Genomic DNA, 17434 nt, shown 5'->3' with positions numbered 1-17434 from the left:
ATTTATAAAATTCATTATACATAATAAAATTAAATTCAATAGTTAGACTTAGTGTTCTAACAATCATGTTGATTTAAATAGAGCTGTCCAGATTGGATGTTTCGAAATAGGTTAGATACACATTAATCAATGGCGTTCATTTAGACCGATTCAGGTTTAAGATATGTGTAGTTTTTTACATAATCCACGTATTTACAAAAAAGATAATAGAGGATTAAGCGGGTAATCAGGCACCATTACCTTATGTTTAGCAAATTGGAAAAGTTCCGTTGAGTGGTTCTTTTATCAACTAAATAGATCATCATTTACACTAGAAAAATCAAGATCACCCGACTTTAATATATCTTTAATTATCTCAATTACTTTTCTGCAAGGAGGGGTTAAGTAAGTATGTGGAGACATGGATAATGATAAATAGCGCTTAATATTGGGTTGAGTAATTTTAACCGCGGTCAGCTTTTTACCTTGAGCATGATTCTTTATCGCTTGAGGACTTAAAATTCCATAGTAATGTCCACTTTCTATTAAGTGCATTTGCATACTGATTGAATCCGCTTCAAACGCAATGTTGAGGGTCGTTTGTTTTTGGCGCGCAATATTTTCTAAATGAGTGACCCAACTACTTGGGCGGCAAAAAGTCACTAAAGGTAAGCCATCCAACTGGGTGAAATCGATACTTGGGTCTTTTAATAAAGGGTCTTCTTTTTTACCGACTAAATAAGTTTCTACTTCAGCCAAATATAAATCACCATTCTGAGAGGATGAATGAAAACGATAGTGTAAAGATAAATCTACCGATCCTTCTTCAAGCCATTTTTCTAATTGCACGCCTTGTCCTTCACGTACAGAAAGCTCGATTTGAGGATATTCCTTTTTAAGACGATGGCTCACCGTTGTGAGTAATGGATGTGCTGTAGAGGGGATACTGTCAATTCTTACTTTACCGATTAAGTTTTTACTGGAATGGTGAATATCATTTTGCAATTGTTCCGTCAGTTTGACCCAATGACGAATTTTGGGAAGTAAGAATGCGCCTAAATCGGTAAGGGTGACTCCACGACCTGTACGATGAAATAACCGACCACCACAGAAATCTTCTAACTCTTGTAATTGACGACTAATGTGCGGTTGGCTGGTGTTATAAAACTGAGCCACTTTACTTAAACTGCCTAAGTCATTTGCATCTAAAAATAATTTCCATTGCATGTAATTCATTTAATCACTCCTGTGAGATATACAAATTCAGTATAGCTGAAATAAGGAAATTACGGATTCTCGAAGAATTTTATACAGCCTATACTTTAATCATAAAGTTTAAATATTCAATTAAATTATTGAATTATATTAATTTTATAACTTTAATTTGATGATATACAAGGATGCAAAAGATGAGCATTGATTTACGTGGTTTAACACCAGCCCCTGTGACTCCATTTACTCGTGATGGTGCAGTTGACCATGCAGCAATCCAACGACTAGGTTCTTGGCTTGGCAGTATTGATGGCGTGAAAGGTTTAGTTGTTTTAGGGCATGCAGGGGAAGGTACATTCCTCTCTCAAAAAGAACAGCAACAAGTTATCGAAAGTTTTGTGAAGTCTGTAGACAACAAAATTCCAGTAATTGCAGGTATTACCCTAGAAGGAACTGAAGTTGCTGCGCAAGAAGCTAAGCGTGCAGTTGCAGCAGGCGCTGCTGCTGGTCTCATTTATCCGTCACATGGTTGGTTGCGTTTTGGTTATCAAAAGGGTGCACCGCAAGACCGTTATAAGGCAATTTATGAGCAAAGTGGTTTACCTTCTATTTTGTTCCAATACCCAGATGCAACAAAAGCAACGTATGACTTAGATACTTTATTAGATATCTCGGCTCAACCCGGCGTTTTTGCAATGAAAAATGGTGTGCGTAATATGCGTCGTTGGGATGTAGAAATCCCAATTATTCGTCGTGAACGCCCTGATCTTCAAATCCTTACTTGCCATGATGAATACTTATTACACACGATGTTTGATGTAGATGGTGCGTTAGTGGGTTATGGCAATATTGCACCTGAGCTTTTAATCGAAATGATTAAAGCAGGTAAGGCAAAAGACTATGCAAAAGCTCGTGCGCTTCATGATCAACTTTTACCAGTAACACGCAATGTGTACCATCGTGGTTCACATATGGAAGGTACAGTTGCACTTAAACATGCCTTGGTTGCACGTGGTATTTTAGGCCATGCAACTGTACGCTCACCGTTGTTACCGCTAGCGGAAGGGGCAGAGCAAGAAATTCATGAAGCGATGCGTTTAGCAGGTATTGGTAAGGTGGATGAAAAACAGGCAGTTGCCTAACACCATTAGGGCTAACGTTTTACGTTAGCCCTTTTATCATGTACGCTGCCTGAGGCAAAGTTCGCACATGAATTAAAAATAATAATTAAAAAGTACGACATTGCTGGCGACAGGCAGTTGCAGCGAATAACAAAGAAACTACGAGGAACGTAGTTGATAAGGAGATTGAGGATGACAAATCTAGCGGATATGGAGTTAATTCATCATCATCAACAAAAAAATGCTGAAATTATTGCAAGACTAGAACGAATTCCTGTGACACGACGATTGCAGTTCATGCGGGTCACTATTGGTATAGCGACATTTTTTGATGCCTATACTGTTCTCGCGATTGCCTTCGCTTTACCTCAACTGATTAGTGAATGGCATTTAACCCCTGCATATGTAGGTGCAATTATTGCTGCTGGATATGTGGGACAATTATTTGGTGCTGTTTTCTTTGGATCATTGGCTGAAAAAGTTGGTCGATTAAAAGTTCTCTCATTTACTATTCTACTTTTTGTTGCGATGGACATCGCCTGCTTGTTTGCTTGGAGTGGTTTATCTTTATTAGTTTTTCGATTTTTTCAGGGTGTAGGAACAGGTGGTGAGGTACCTGTTGCAAGTGCCTATATTAATGAATTTATTGGGGCTGAGAAACGAGGGAAATTTTTCTTATTGTACGAAGTTTTATTTCCTTTAGGATTAATGTTTGCGGGAATGGCAGCTTATTTCTTAATGCCTATTTATGGCTGGAAAGTGATGTTTATTGTCGGACTTATTCCTTCGTTATTGGTCATTCCTTTGCGATTTTTCTTAAAAGAATCACCACGCTGGTTAGCATCGAAAGGACGTTTTGAAGAAGCCGACCAAGTTGTTACGCTCTTTGAACAAGGCGCAATAAAAAGTGGAAAAGCTTTACCTGAGCCTATAGTGAAGGAAATTAATCCACAATCTATGGCAAAAACAGACTGGCGTGAACTCTTTAGAGGGATTTACCGGAAACGCACATTCACACTTTGGGGCATGTGGTTCTGTGTCTATATGGTGAACAATGCAATGGTGACATGGCTCCCTTCGCTATATAAACAGCATTTCGGTTTGTCATTACAAACCAGTTTGGGTTACGGTTGGATTACTTCAGGTGTTGGCGTTATTGCTTCGATTATTTGTGCATTAATGATTGATAAAGTGGGACGTCGCCCTTGGTACACTGTGGCATTCTTTCTGGCGATTATTCCATTAATGAGTCTGTCTATATTGGGGGCTAAAACCGCTACAGAAGTTGTTGTTCTGGCGACATTAAGCTACGCAATTTTACAGACAATTTCTTTCTCCTTGTACTTATATGCCGCCGAATTATATCCGACAAGATTAAGAGCTATGGGTATAGGGTTTAGTACCGCTTGGTTACGTGCAGGCTCTGCCATTGGACCACTTATGGTTGGGCTTGTGGTGTCGGGTTATGGCATCCAGTATGTTTTTAGTGTTTTGGCCGTGGTTGCTTTAGTTGGTGGTCTTGTCACGTTCTGGTTTGCAATTGAAACCAAAGGACAAATGCTCGAAAAACTCTCTCCTTAAATCACTTTTATATTCTCTACAGTGAATTTTGCCTAACTCTAGAAGTTAGGCAAAAGGTCATTCATGTCTAAAAAAGGAACTTTAAATGAATCCATATATTTTATGTGGGGTGGTCGGCTGTTTTTTCTGTACATGGAGTTATGCCGCACAGCCATCCGATTTGGGGACATTGCAACTAAAACTGAATACTCGTTATTGGAATGATGAAGGGACCGCTCATCCAAATGTAACGAACATCAATCCTTCGAAAGTCAGCTATGAACAAAGTGCTTTAGGGGTTGAACTGAATTATCGCTCTAAATATTGGGAAAACTGGTTGGGAATGGATGGATCTTTGTATGCTGTGACGAAAATATTTGACTCTGGTAAACCCACAACTCAATTGTTAGAAGTCCAATCAAATGGAAAATTAGATCAAAATTTTGCCACGCTAGGACAACTGTATCTAAAAGCCAAAATCTTAGATATGGGGGAGATTAAAGTCGGGCGTCAAATGCACGATTCTTTGCTACTTAAAAGTACAACCAACCGAGCAGTTCCTGACACATTCTCAGGGGCAAGTGCCAAGTTTAAACTCAATGATCAAGTGAAAACGTACATTTCTTATTATGACCAATGGAAGCCACGTAGTATGGATTCTTTTGAAAAATTAGTCACAGACAGTAATGAACGAATTTCTTATGTGGGTCTGATTGGTGGTTCGTATCAGATTCAAAATTTAAATATCTCAGCGGAATATTTAAAGAGTAAAAATTACTTAGAAAAATATGGAGCAATTCTTCAATATAAATTACCAGTTGCAGACCATATATGGCGCTGGAGTGGAGGAGCCTTTTTTTCTCGTGATGATGGTAACTTATTTAAGTGCAGTGCTGAATTTGATTTAGATTGTGTGAAAGGGCAAGACATTGATAACCGTGGCAGTGGATATTTTTTAGAGCTGAACTGGCTAAGGCATAACATAGAGGCAGGGTTTGCGGTTTCCAAATTTGATGGATTTTGGATAGAAGACAATTTTTCCACATATTCGGATCGGGAAAATGTACTAACGCAGGACCATGGTACCCATCCATTTCCTACGGCTTCTGCAATAGGCCCTGATTTTAGCAATAATGATGAGACAGCGATTGCACTACGGCTTAAATACGATTGGAAAGATAAGATTAAAGGTTTAAAAACTGAAGCTAAATATATATATGGTTTTGGGGCTCATCAAAGCAATATAAGTAGTGATCTTGAAGGAAAAGAACAGTTCTTAGATTTAACATTGAGTTATGCAATTCCCTGGATGCAGAATGTAGATGTTCGCTATTCTTATTTGAATTACGACTCAAGATTTAAACATGGCGAGCTGGGAGAAAAAATTAACGGTATGATGCGCAAAGATTGGGCACAGCATCGTGTGTTAATCAATTATTCATATCAATTTTAGGAGATTTGGGCGAGTAGAAATTCTATGATGAATGAATTTGTTAATATGTTTTTTTATAGAAAGGGCTTTGTACACGACAAAAAAAGACAACTCATTGAAATAATGGCATAATACTTGTTTTCTGACGACGAATATGATGACACATTTCAATGAGTTACATCTCATCTTAAACAAATATCTAAAGTGGAACAAGTCACGTGTAAAATGTTTTACACTGATTATGCTGGCATTAATTGTAAAACAGACATGTAATCTTTCTTCTGCATCTAAAGCCTTACCCATCACGTGCTTACCACAATCATTTTATCGACGTATACAACGCTTCTTTGCAGATCAGTATTTCGATTATCGTCAAATTTCTCAGTTAATTTTCAATATATTTTCATTCGATAAAGTCCAATTAACTTTGGATAGAACCAACTGGAAATGGGGAAAACGAGATATCAATATCTTGATGTTAGCCATCGTCTATCGTGGAATAGCGATACCTATTGTTTGGACATTGCTCAATAAACGTGGAAATTCAGATACAAAAGAGCGTATTGCTTTGATTCAACGCTTTATCTCCATTTTTGGTAAAGATCGTATTGTGAATGTGTTCGCAGACAGAGAATTTATCGGTGAGAAATGGTTTACATGGTTAATTGAAAATGACATTAACTTCTGTATACGTGTTAAAAAAACTTTATTGTGACCAATCACTTAGCCAAGAATCATAAAATTAGTGATTTATTTCGTCATCTTCAAGTTGGTCAAACAGAATGTCGTAAACGACGTATTTGGGTTGGTCGAGTGAAACTGTATATTAGTGCGCTACGATTAGAAGATGGAGAACTTTTACTTGTTGTTTCTCCTATGTTTAATGCTTCTGCTATTGGTGATTATGCATTACGCTGGGAAATCGAAACCTTATTTAGTTGTCTCAAAGGACGTGGATTCAATCTTGAAAATACTCGTTTAACAGACCCTAGACGAGTCAAGAAATTGATAGCAGTGCTAGCGATCGGTTTCTGTTGGTGCTATTTAACAGGTGAATGGCAACATGATCGAAAAAAAGCGATAAAACTAAAGAAGCATGGACGACTTTCAGTAAGTTTATTTCGCTACGGTTTGGACTATGTTCAGATGGCTATTCTACGTTTGATTGGTTTTGGAAAAAAAGAAGAATTTAAGAAAGTGCTAGCAATTTTAAGAAAGAAAAAGCCTGATAGGACAAGGGCCCTATGAAATTTGTCGTGTACAGAGTAGAAAGGGATATTTTGAAAATATTTTTTACTAATGAGAATTTCTAGTGAGTTTAAAAAAGGGCTTGATAACAAATTTATTAAGCCCTTTTTTTAGAAGAAAAAAGTAAAACTATTTCGCTTTCTTCTTATTGGCTTTTTTAAATTCCTCATAGGCTTCTTCGGCAAATTTACGTAAAGATGTTCCTATGGCCGCATATTGAAACTCATTTAAATTTGCCAATGATGCTCGAGCAGATGGATGTTGAACGCCGAAGCCAGAACCAGGTAAAAGTACAACACCGGTTTCATCCGCAACACGGAATAATAATTCTGTTGGATTCTTATTTTTCATAATCCATTCAGCAAACTCATCGCCATATAAGGTACGAGCGGTTTTTTCCAAATTCACCAATGTGTAATAATTGACAGAATTTGGGTCTTGTGGAATTTCAACACCAAGTTGACGATATAAAGTGGCATCACGTTCACGTACCACAGATTTCACCGCTTTTTTGTAGCTTTGACGTGAATCCATCATATTAAATAATGCAAAAAGCACCATTTGAACTTGCTGCGGCGTTGATAATCCCGCAGTATGATTTAAGGCGACATTGCGACTGTCAGCTACAAGACGATCAATAAACTTGATGCTTGATGGATCTGTGGTCAAAGATGAATAACGTTCTTCGAGTTCTAACTTATCTTTTTTAGAGAGATTCGCAATTTTCTTATCTAAAATATTATTGTTACTGAGTGCAATTACACCGAGTCTCCAACCCGTAGCTCCAAAATATTTCGAGAATGAATAAACCAAAATTGTATTGTCTGGGCATATCGCAAATAAGGATTTAAAGTTATCTGCAAATGTGCCATATACGTCATCTGTTAGAATAATCAGGTCTGGACGTTTTTTGACGATATCCGCCAAAATTGCTAAGCCTTCATCACTCATTTTCACTGATGGCGGGTTGCTTGGGTTAACTAAAAAGAATGCCTTGATAGAGGGGTCTTCTAATTTACGTAATTCAGATTCTGGATACTGCCAGCCAAGGTTAGCATCTGCTTCAATCAGCACTTCTTCAAGTTGATAATCATTGAGTTTTGGGATTTCTAAATAAGGGGTGAAAATTGGAGAACCAATTGCAATTCGGTCTCCAGTAGAAATAATTTTATTTTCTTTCAGCGAATTAAAAATATAGGCCATTGCAGCTGTACCACCTTCAACGGCAAACAAATCTAACCCTTCTTGTGGCATTCCTTGAACACCCATTTCACGTAAAACATATTCTTTAATAATTTTTTCACTGACTTTAAGCATTCGATCTGGTACGGGGTAGTTACAACCGAGAATACCTTCAACCATCTCTAGCAAGAAAGCATCAGGATCTAAACCCAATTGATCACGGACATAGGAAATTGCTTTACCTAAAAAGACGACACCAGGTTTATCACGATTTTCTAGTACGAAATGATCAAAGCGTGACTGTAGCCCTTCGGCTCTAGGAAAACCACCTAGCCCTTCTGGCATGTAGGAAAATGAAAATTCAGACTCAGTTGCCGAGAATAAACCAAGCTGAAAAAAAGCACGGCGTGGTACGGTTGCAAGAAAGTTTGGATTTCCGCGACCCGCATTGAGCATCATACGATCTGTATGGCTTAAAGCCAGTGCAATCAGTTCATCTTTAAGTTCAAATGGGCTTAGTTTTGCATATTTTGAGTAATCAACATTCCCCATGGGAAGTCTCCTTAATTATGTTGAAGAGTAAGTGTTTTTAGATATAAAAAGTTTAAGCCAGACCCACAATCAGTGGTCCGAGTAAGGTCAGAAATACATTTGCTAATGCATAAGTAATAGCAAATGGTACGGTTGGAATAGAGTTTCCTGCTTTATCCAATACTCCACCGAATGCTGGATTTGCACTTCGCGCACCCGAAAGAGCACCAGCCATAACTGCAACGTTGTCATAACGAAGCACATAGCGTGCAAACAGCATGGATAAAATTAAAGGTACTAGCGTGACAACCATACCAATCATAAATAAAGACAGACCGCTTTCTTTAATGGTTTGAATTGCTTGTAAACCTGATTGTAAGCCGACTGCAGCGACAAAACCTGCCAAGCCTAAATCTTTAAGTAGTTGTGATGCGGCTAAAGGCATATTGCCGTGGACTTTATTTCGACTACGTAGCCAGCCAAATAAAAGACCCGATAATAATGCGCCACCGCCTGCACCTAACGTAAGAGGAACACCACCAATTCGAATGACAAATAAGCCAATCAGTAAGCCAACAACTAAACCCGCACCATGAAAAATCCAGTCTGTTTTGAGACTTTCTGGTAATGCTTTACCAGCTTCTTTGATTAAACGTTCTAAATCACTTTTTGTCCCATAAACTGTCACAACATCGCCTTGGCGAAGAATCGTGTCATCACTTAAGGGTTGAGTTTCTTCATTACGTTTAATCCCGAGAACATAAATGCCATGTTTTAAATAAGCGGGGGTATTAGCTTTAATATCACCCAGTGTTCGGTCAATATATTTAGAATTTCTAAGAATGACATCGGTGGTTTCCATGACCATTTCCATTCCTTGTGAAGACTGGAGTTCGGTCCCGATATGATCTGCGGCGGCAACGACACTGGCACGACGACCTACCACAAGCACGACATCATCATTTTGAAGCGTGAGTTCAGGGCTCACATCAATAAATTTATCATTTCGTTTCAACCGCTCAATAGTCAGGCTAGGTGTTTGGTTTTCAATTTCTGCTAGCGTTTGTCCTGCTGCTTGTTTGACTTTGTAAATGCGACCCACGATTTCAGGCATTGCAAGTTCTTGGCCTGGTGCGAGTTCAAACGCACCTTTAAGGCGTTCAGCTTCTGCTTTAAGAGCATCATCGTGAATTTCTCGACCCATAAATTTCGGCAAGATATTCACACAGATAATAATTGCGCCCAATGATCCAAAAATGTAGGTGACAGCATAGCCAATAGCAACATTCGCTTGAAGTTTTTGAATTTCTGCAAGCGGTAAGTCTAGTCGAGATAGGGCATCACCAGCAGTACCAATAATTGCAGATTGCGTCATTCCACCTGCAGCTAAACCAGCAGCTAGACCTTTATCTAGATTAAACATTTTTGCCATCAGCAAAACAGTAATAAGTCCACTAATTGCCATAAATACTGCAAGTAAGATTTCTTTGATTGATTGTGGTCCCAGCGATTTAAAAAACTGGGGACCACTTTCAAAACCGACAGCATAAATAAATAGGGCAAATAGAATAGCTTTTACGCCATTGTCTACAGGGACACCAATTAGGCTTAATACAACTGCGACAAGTAACGAGCCTGCAACTCCTCCAAATTGAAATTTTCCAAATTGGAATTGACCAATCCAAAAACCAATTGCAAGGGATAAAAATAAGAGTATTTCAGGACTATGCTTTAATTCATTCTGTAACCATTCAATCATGTGGATAGTCTCACTTTATCATTTGGTTAATATTGTTTATTTGAATTTATTTATTTTTAGTGTTTTTAAAAATACTCTGGGAATAGGTGTTAAGCAAATATATTTACAATCTCATTTAAATTTTTTTTGCTTTATTTAATAGTTTTGCTAATTGTTGATTTTTAATTAAAAAATTATTTTTTAGGTGAGCTATATAAAATTATCTGGTTATTAAGTAATTGATAAATATAATCAATTTATGGTTCGTATTGCACTTTAATTTCATCATTATTTTTTAATTTAATTGCTCTAAATGTGAGAATTTGTTTTATAAATTGGGTGGTTAATGTTATTTAATATATTGATTTATATTTAATTTTTATTTTTTTGATAAACGATAATTATTATTAATTTGTTTTAAAATTGTATCATTTGGTAAACAATAAAGAAAAATGTGAAGAAATTGTGCATTTTATTATCTATAAAAAAATTGCTTCTTCTAATAAATAAAAAACGTTTTATAAATATAGGTAAAAATATGAATAAAGTGTATAAGTTGGTGTGGAGTAGTATTTTGGGAACTTGGATTGTAGTTTCTGAAAATTCAAAAGGTAAGAAAAAATCTTCAACAAATAAAACTATTAAAAACTCTGTCTTAATCTTGTCACTGTTGAGTTCTGGTGTTGCATTAGCACAAGATATTAATGATGATTTGAACATTAATGGCAATTTATCGGTAGTTGGAGATACTACCCTGACAGGCACTTTAACTTCTACAGGAGACGTTGTTGCAAATGGAGTATCATTATCAACAGTGGGTAGTGAATTAACACAAACGCAGAACGATCTAACGACACTGGATAATCAAGTCAATAATACTTCAACAGGATTAGCAACCAAGGTGTCGCAAACAGATTTTGATACTTTAAATAATCAAGTGAATAATGCAAGTACTGGATTAGCTACTAAGGCAGCGCAATCAGATTTAGTTCAAACTCAAAACAATTTAAATACTCTGAATAATCAAGTGAATGATGCCTCAACAGGTTTGACCACCAAAGCATCCGCAGCAGATTTGAATGCGCTAAAAGATCAAACTTGGAGTTTGCAAACGAATGGTGGTAGTGCAACCGCTGTCAAATCATCTGATACCGTGAATTTTGTGAATGGAAAGAATATTGCTGTGACTAATACAGGCACTAATATTTCAATCGCAACAGTCGACAATCCTGAATTTAATACGGTGAAAATTGGCAATACGACCAATAATACCATGGTGTCTAGTACAGCAAATGGTCTAGATCTTGGTGGGGACAAGCTCACTAATATTGCAGATGGAGATATCTCGGCGGGTTCAAGCGATGCTGTTACAGGCGGGCAAATTAATGATTTGCTGTTTCAGAGTGGGCAGGGAATAAAATATTTTCATAGCAATTCCACCTTGGCTGATTCAGAAGCGACAGGGCTGAATTCTGTTGCCATTGGTCCTATTGCAAAATCAATAGGGGATTCCTCGATTGCAGTTGGGCATTTCTCCAACGCAGCAGGATTGAACAGTATTGCAGTTGGGGATACAGCAAATGCACTTAATGACAATTCTATTGCCTTTGGTAAGGAAACGGGTGCTTTAGGCACCAATTCAACCTCTATTGGTAATGGTGGTCAGGCACGTACCCTTACACCAACTTATAATGTTTCAAATACTCAAATTATTGCAATCAATGGTATTCCTGTCACTGCAACAGGTACAGATACCAGTACAATTTCTGAAATTAATGGGGTGGCTGTTTCTCCAGACCAAGTAACGCAATTTTTAACCGCTTTGCAAAATGGCGCCAATATGGCTGTGGGTGATAAAAGTCTTGCATTAGGTGCATCAGCATTGGCAGGTGGGCCATCTAGTGTAGCGATTGGTGATGCAGTTCAGGCAACAGGAACCAATGCGAATGCAATCGGTAAAGGAGCGAATGCTTTTGGATCGAATGCGAATGCGATCGGAACTTTAGCTTCAGCTTCTACAAATGCCAATGCAATAGGGAACTCTGCTTCTGCGAGTGGAGGTTCCAGTGTTGCGATTGGTAATCAGACGACATCTTCTGGTACCAATGCAATTGCTTTAGGAAATGGTGCAAAATCAAGTGTATCAAACGGTGTCTCTATTGGTAGTTTGGCAGGATCAGGCTCAGTTGGTTCAGGAACAGAAGATAGAAATGGACATATCGCGATAGGTGCAAATGCAGGGCAAAATATTGGTGGTAATCAAGCAATTTCAATAGGTGTTGGAGCTGGTAGTAATTCTAGTGTGAATACGACCAGTTCGGATTACAACATTGCCTTAGGGACAGCAGCAGGAGCAAATTTATCTGGTAATCAAAATATTTCGATTGGTTATCAAAGTAATACGGACAGAAATGCAACCATACAAAATTCAGTAGCAATTGGCTCCTCAACAACCTCAGATAGTTTGGGGGTTGCTGTGGGGTCTCGTGCCAATGTCGCACAAGCTGGTGTTGCTTTAGGGTATGACGCTATTGTGAACGGAACCTTTGGCGTTGCTCTAGGGTCAGATGCATTAGCTGGACAAAATGATGTCGCCTTAGGTGCTGGAAGTATTGCGGATGTGAATTCATTTGGTAATGGCTATATCACTAATGCATCCGCAGGTGTGGGAGGATACAACGTTGTATCGGTTGGGAGTGGTAATACACTCCGTCGCATTATCAATGTTGCAGATGGTTCAGATCTACAAGATGCGGTGACCGTCAATCAGATTAAAGCATTGCAGAATGATATTATTCGCGTTATGGGGGCAACAGATTCAAGTGGTAACCCTGCCAGTATTAGTAGTGATGGAACACTTCCACTCATACAAGTGAATGTTATAGATCCTTCAACGGGTAATACAAGTAAACTACCAACCACCATTCAAGATGCGTTTGATTTACTCGGTAGTGGACAAATTGGAGGTATCGTACCCGATGCCGTGTTGTATAACTCAGATAAATCTGTGGTGAATTTGGTCGGTACAGATGGAACCATTATTCGCAATGTGAAAGCAGATGAAAACGATTTAACTTCTGCGGTGAATTTAGGGCAGTTGCAAAATGCAGTCGCAGAGGCTGGACCGCATTATTTTTCTGTCAATACAACTGATTTAAATAACGAAAACAATACTGGTGCCCAAGGTACCAATTCTTTAGCCATTGGGCCAAGTGCAAGCACATCTTCGACTGCGTCCAATAGTGTTGCTTTGGGAAATTCAGTCATTGCAGCCAGAGAGCAAGCGATTGCTATCGGTTCAGGAACTGGAGCAATTGGAATTTCATCGATTGCGATTGGGGATGCTGCGGTAGCATCAGGTGCAAATAATATTGCCTTTGGTAAAAATAGTGAAAGCCGAGGTATCGATACTATTGTGATTGGGAAAGGTTCCGAGGCAGATGGTACCAAGTCCGATTATGCCGTTGTTATCGGGAGTGATGCGGAGGTGAATACGGCGAACCAAGGTATTGCGATTGGTCGTCAAGCACTTTCACAAGGAGATAATGCTACAGCAATTGGATACCAGTCCAAAGCTAGTGGTGCGCAGGGTGTAGCGTTGGGACGATTTGCTAATGCAAGTGAAGAAGATAGTATGGCCTATGGGGATAACTCTAAAGCTTCGGGTATTAGTTCCACCTCTATAGGATCGGATGCAAATAGTACAGCACAAGATGGTTTAGCAATCGGTTCACAATCAAAGAGTTTTGCCGCCAAAGCGACCGCAATTGGGCAAAATGCTGAAAGTGCGGGTGAAAATGCAATTGCTTTCGGGGTAAACAGCATTAGCCGAGCTCGAGATGCAACCGCGATAGGTAACAATGCGACTTCTAATGGCATTAATGCAATTGCATTAGGTAAACAGTCCAATGCAAATGCATTAAATTCAATTGCTATAGGTACCAGTTCGACTGCACTTCAGGAAGATGCAGTTGCTATTGGGAACAGTGCTTCTGTGACGGCTAAAGGTGCTTCTGTATTCGGTAAATCTGCAACGGCTTCGCATGAAAATGCAGTGGTTTTAGGTAATAACTCAGTTTCTGCTGCCTATGTAGCGACACCATCTACAACCATTAATGGCAAAACCTATAATTTCGCAGGTACTCCGACACTCTCTTCGAGTGTGAGTGTGGGAGATGTTGGGTCTGAACGCACCATTGTAAATGTTGCAGCAGGACGGATTAGTCGTTCAAGTACAGATGCTATTAATGGCAGTCAGCTCTATCAAACCAACCAAGCCATTACAGATTTGGCAGATACGGCACTGAGTTTTGCAGGTGATAGTGGTACCAAGGTAGACCGCAAATTAGGAGAGCAACTCAATCTTAAAGGGGGAGCCACAGGAGTGCTTACCGATGACAATATTGGTGTGGTCGCAGATGGTACGGATACTTTACAGCTTAAATTGGCGAAGGATATCAATCTTACCCCACAAGGTAGTTTAACTGTCGGAACAAGCAAAGTGACCGATGGTCAGGTTGAAATTAGAGATGGTGTAAATAACAGTAATATAAGCACATCTACCCAAAATGTGATCACCTCTGGAGCAAACAGTAACACCAGTAATGCCAGTAATATTAATTTAAAAAATGCGACTAATAATGTATTGCTGAGTGGTACAACAGGGACTTTAACAGGATTAACCAACAAGACGCTCACAGAAGCAGATTTTGCAACGGTTGGACGAGCAGCGACAGAAGAACAACTTAAATTAGTAAATGATACGGCGCAGAATGCCAATAAAGGATGGAATTTAACAACCAATAAAAATGGAAGTAGCCTTACCAATATCGCACCTGATGCGACTGTAGATTTCTCAAATAGCGACAATAACTTCTTGATTAGTAATATCGGAGCTGACCTTGATTTGAAACTGGCCGAAGTTGTGAATATTGGTGGTTTGCCAGGTGGTGCAACGATTGCAATTAATGGCAAAAATGGCACGATTACAGGTTTGAGCAATACCACCTTTGATCCACTTAATTATGTGTCTGGACGGGCTGCAACAGAAGATCAATTGGCAACGCCGCTTACATTTGTGGGTGACAATGCGGGTGTAAATGTCGATCGGAGATTGGGTCAACGCTTAAGTATTGTGGGTGGAGAGTCTGTTGGAGCTAATCTGACGGATAACAATATTGGAGTAGTAGCAGACAGTACGGATAATAAACTGACCGTAAAACTTGCCAAAGATATTAAGCTCGATAGTGTTAATGCTGGGGGGACGGTTATTGACAGCAAAGGCTTAACCTTTGTCAGCTCAAGTGGTGGTGCAGTCCCGAATTCACCAAGTGTCACGGTGACAGGTATCAATGCAGGAACCAATAAAATTACCAATGTTGCTGCGGGTGATATTACAGATAGTTCAATGGATGCTGTAAACGGCAGTCAAATTAAACAGATTATCGATAAAGGTTTTACAGTCAGTGCGAATGCAGACACTGGCGCTAAAGACACCATTGCTCTTGGTGAAAATGTTGATTTTAGTGCGACTGATAGCAATATTAAAATTACCAATACAGGCCGTAATGGCATTACTTTTGGGCTAGAGCCAGTTGTGAAAATTGGACCTGCAACTGGTGGAAATCCTGTGACGGTGAATGGTAATACTGGTGAGATTACAGGTCTAACCAATAAAACCACAACCAGTGGTGACTTTGCGACCGTAGGTCGTGCAGCCACAGAAGAACAGCTTAAAGAAATCCAAACAGGTTTAAACAATGCGGGCTTTGCTTTAACCGCGGAAGATGGTAATACCGTAACCAAGACGTTGGGGGAAAGCATTGAGGTGATTGGTGCAGATAGTAATATCAGTACCAAAGTTTCAGGTGGAAAAGTCCAAGTCGAATTATCTAAAAATATTGATCTAACCAGTGCAGGTAGTTTAACGGTTGGAAAAAGTAAGGTCACTGATGGCAAAGTTGAGCTAAAAGATGGCAATAAAACCAATACCAGTACCTTAGATGGAACGTTAGTCAGTGATGGAACCAATAGTAGTCTGATTGGCGCAGGAAGTATTAATCTCAGCAATGGTCTGTTCCAAACTCAACTAGGGCCTACGCAGATTATTGTAGGTGGAGCAAACCCTGTCATTGTAAATGGCTCAACAGGAACCATTGGTGGATTAACCAATAAAACTTTCGATCCGAATAATTATGTCAGTGGGCAGGCTGCTACAGAGGACCAACTTAAAGCGGTCAGCGACAGTATACAAACAGCCAATAAAGGGTGGAACTTAACAACCAATGGAGCAAATAGCAGTCAAGTAAAGTCTGAGGATACTGTAGATTTTGGCAATAAAGACGGAAATATTAATATAAGTAATAGCGGAAATAACGTCAGTGTCGAACTCGCTAAAGATATTAAAGTTGATAGTGTAACTACAGGCGATACAGTCATCAATAATAATGGACTTACCATCGCAGGTGGACCAAGCGTTACCAAAAATGGCATTGATGCCGCTGGAAATAAAGTAACAAATGTTGCTGATGGAAGTATCGCGCAGAACAGTAAGGATGCCGTGAATGGTAGTCAGCTTCATGATCTTATTGGGGATGGAGCTTTCCAAGGTGGAGATGGTAACACTATTGTTAATATTGGAGGAACAGGCGCAACCAATATTAATGATGCAATTAGTTCGATCAACCAAAAAGCAGGACAGCATTCGACAGTTGTTTCGGGTCAAAATATTACAGTGACGGAGACCAAGAACAGCGCAGGTGGTAAAGAGTTTATTGTCGCCACTGCGAATGATGTGAAATTTAATTCAGTTACTTCTAATACAGTTACCGCAAATACCGTCAAAGTTGGAGATGTCACGATCGACCAAAATGGTATTAATGCAGGCAACAAAAAAATTACCAATGTTGCGGCTGGAGAAGTATCAAGTACGTCTAAAGATGCTGTGAATGGCTCACAACTGAATACTTCAAATCAATATATTACGACCTCATTAGGTGGAGGCGCAAAATATGAAAACGGACAATTCACAGCCCCTACTTATAATGTAAACAAGGGGACATACCATAATGTAGGAGATGCTTTAGGCGCACTCAATCAAGCCGATATTGATTTGGGCGACAGAATTACCAATTTAGGAGATCGAATCGAGCAGGTATTCTACAACACGAATGGACGAATTGATGATGTAGAGAAAAAGGCAAACGCAGGTATTGCAGCAGCTATGGCAATGGAAGGCGCACCATTTGTAGCAGGGAAATTCACCTATGCTGCTGGGGCTGCATACCATGGTGGGGAAAATGCGGTTGGTGTCACCTTGCGTAAGACAGCAGATAATGGGCGTTGGTCATTTACAGGAGGTATGGCTGCAGCATCACAAGGGGATCCAAGTGTACGTATTGGATTTAGTGGTGTGATTGATTAGACCTCTCA

The 17434-nt window shown here is 39.3% G+C and carries 8 protein-coding genes; 5 read left to right on the top strand and 3 right to left on the bottom strand.

Going from position 1 to position 17434, the window contains the following annotated elements:
• Positions 1-285: 285 nt before the first annotated feature.
• Positions 286-1215, bottom strand: a complete 930-nt coding sequence (locus C3F34_RS01020) for a LysR family transcriptional regulator (protein WP_104440883.1) — start codon at positions 1213-1215, stop codon at positions 286-288.
• 173 nt (positions 1216-1388) lie between these two features.
• On the opposite strand from C3F34_RS01020, the gene C3F34_RS01015 reads away from it, so the two are divergent.
• The 4 genes from C3F34_RS01015 to C3F34_RS01000 all read left to right on the top strand — a co-directional run bounded on the left by C3F34_RS01015 (position 1389) and on the right by C3F34_RS01000 (position 6552).
• Positions 1389-2333 carry a dihydrodipicolinate synthase family protein gene (locus tag C3F34_RS01015; RefSeq protein WP_044739394.1) on the top strand — a complete coding sequence of 315 codons (945 nt, stop codon included), beginning with the start codon at positions 1389-1391 and terminating at the stop codon, positions 2331-2333.
• A 171-nt stretch (positions 2334-2504) separates the two neighbouring features.
• Positions 2505-3893: an MFS transporter gene (locus C3F34_RS01010; RefSeq protein WP_044739395.1), complete on the top strand. Its 1389-nt coding sequence runs from the start codon at positions 2505-2507 to the stop codon at positions 3891-3893.
• Positions 3894-3978: 85 nt separating this feature from the next.
• A complete protein-coding gene (locus tag C3F34_RS01005; protein ID WP_104440882.1) occupies positions 3979-5325 on the top strand; it encodes an OprD family outer membrane porin in 1347 nt (448 codons plus the stop codon).
• Positions 5326-5461: 136 nt separating this feature from the next.
• A protein-coding gene (locus C3F34_RS01000; RefSeq protein WP_104442269.1) for an IS4 family transposase occupies positions 5462-6552 on the top strand; the annotation gives its coding sequence in 2 pieces (ribosomal slippage) (positions 5462-6002 and positions 6002-6552; 1092 coding nt in all).
• A gap of 129 nt (positions 6553-6681) precedes the next feature.
• On the opposite strand, the gene C3F34_RS00995 is transcribed toward C3F34_RS01000, so the two are convergent.
• Both C3F34_RS00995 and aspT read right to left on the bottom strand, forming a co-directional pair.
• Complete coding sequence (locus C3F34_RS00995) at positions 6682-8286, bottom strand: bifunctional aspartate transaminase/aspartate 4-decarboxylase (RefSeq protein ID WP_044739397.1); 1605 nt, start codon at positions 8284-8286, stop codon at positions 6682-6684.
• Positions 8287-8338: 52 nt separating this feature from the next.
• Entirely contained in the window at positions 8339-10024 is a 1686-nt protein-coding gene (aspT, locus tag C3F34_RS00990) for an aspartate-alanine antiporter (RefSeq protein WP_104440881.1), read from the bottom strand.
• Between the two features lie 517 nt (positions 10025-10541).
• Here aspT and C3F34_RS00985 point away from each other — a divergent pair.
• Positions 10542-17426, top strand: a complete 6885-nt coding sequence (locus C3F34_RS00985) for an ESPR-type extended signal peptide-containing protein (protein ID WP_104440880.1) — start codon at positions 10542-10544, stop codon at positions 17424-17426.
• The last annotated feature ends 8 nt before the right edge of the window (positions 17427-17434 follow it).

Source organism: Acinetobacter sp. ACNIH2 (genome assembly GCF_002934965.1).
In the GTDB taxonomy this organism is placed as follows: Bacteria; Pseudomonadota; Gammaproteobacteria; order Pseudomonadales; family Moraxellaceae; genus Acinetobacter; species Acinetobacter tandoii.
This window is presented reverse-complemented; position numbering and strand designations above follow the sequence as displayed.

Coding starts and splice junctions, on each gene's coding strand:
- C3F34_RS01005 (WP_104440882.1), top strand. CDS start 3,979: ATGAATCCATATATTTTATGTGGGGTGGTCGGCTGTTTTTTCTGTACA.
- C3F34_RS01015 (WP_044739394.1), top strand. CDS start 1,389: ATGAGCATTGATTTACGTGGTTTAACACCAGCCCCTGTGACTCCATTT.
- C3F34_RS01020 (WP_104440883.1), bottom strand. CDS start 1,215: ATGAATTACATGCAATGGAAATTATTTTTAGATGCAAATGACTTAGGC.
- C3F34_RS01010 (WP_044739395.1), top strand. CDS start 2,505: ATGACAAATCTAGCGGATATGGAGTTAATTCATCATCATCAACAAAAA.
- C3F34_RS00995 (WP_044739397.1), bottom strand. CDS start 8,286: ATGGGGAATGTTGATTACTCAAAATATGCAAAACTAAGCCCATTTGAA.
- C3F34_RS00985 (WP_104440880.1), top strand. CDS start 10,542: ATGAATAAAGTGTATAAGTTGGTGTGGAGTAGTATTTTGGGAACTTGG.
- aspT (WP_104440881.1), bottom strand. CDS start 10,024: ATGATTGAATGGTTACAGAATGAATTAAAGCATAGTCCTGAAATACTC.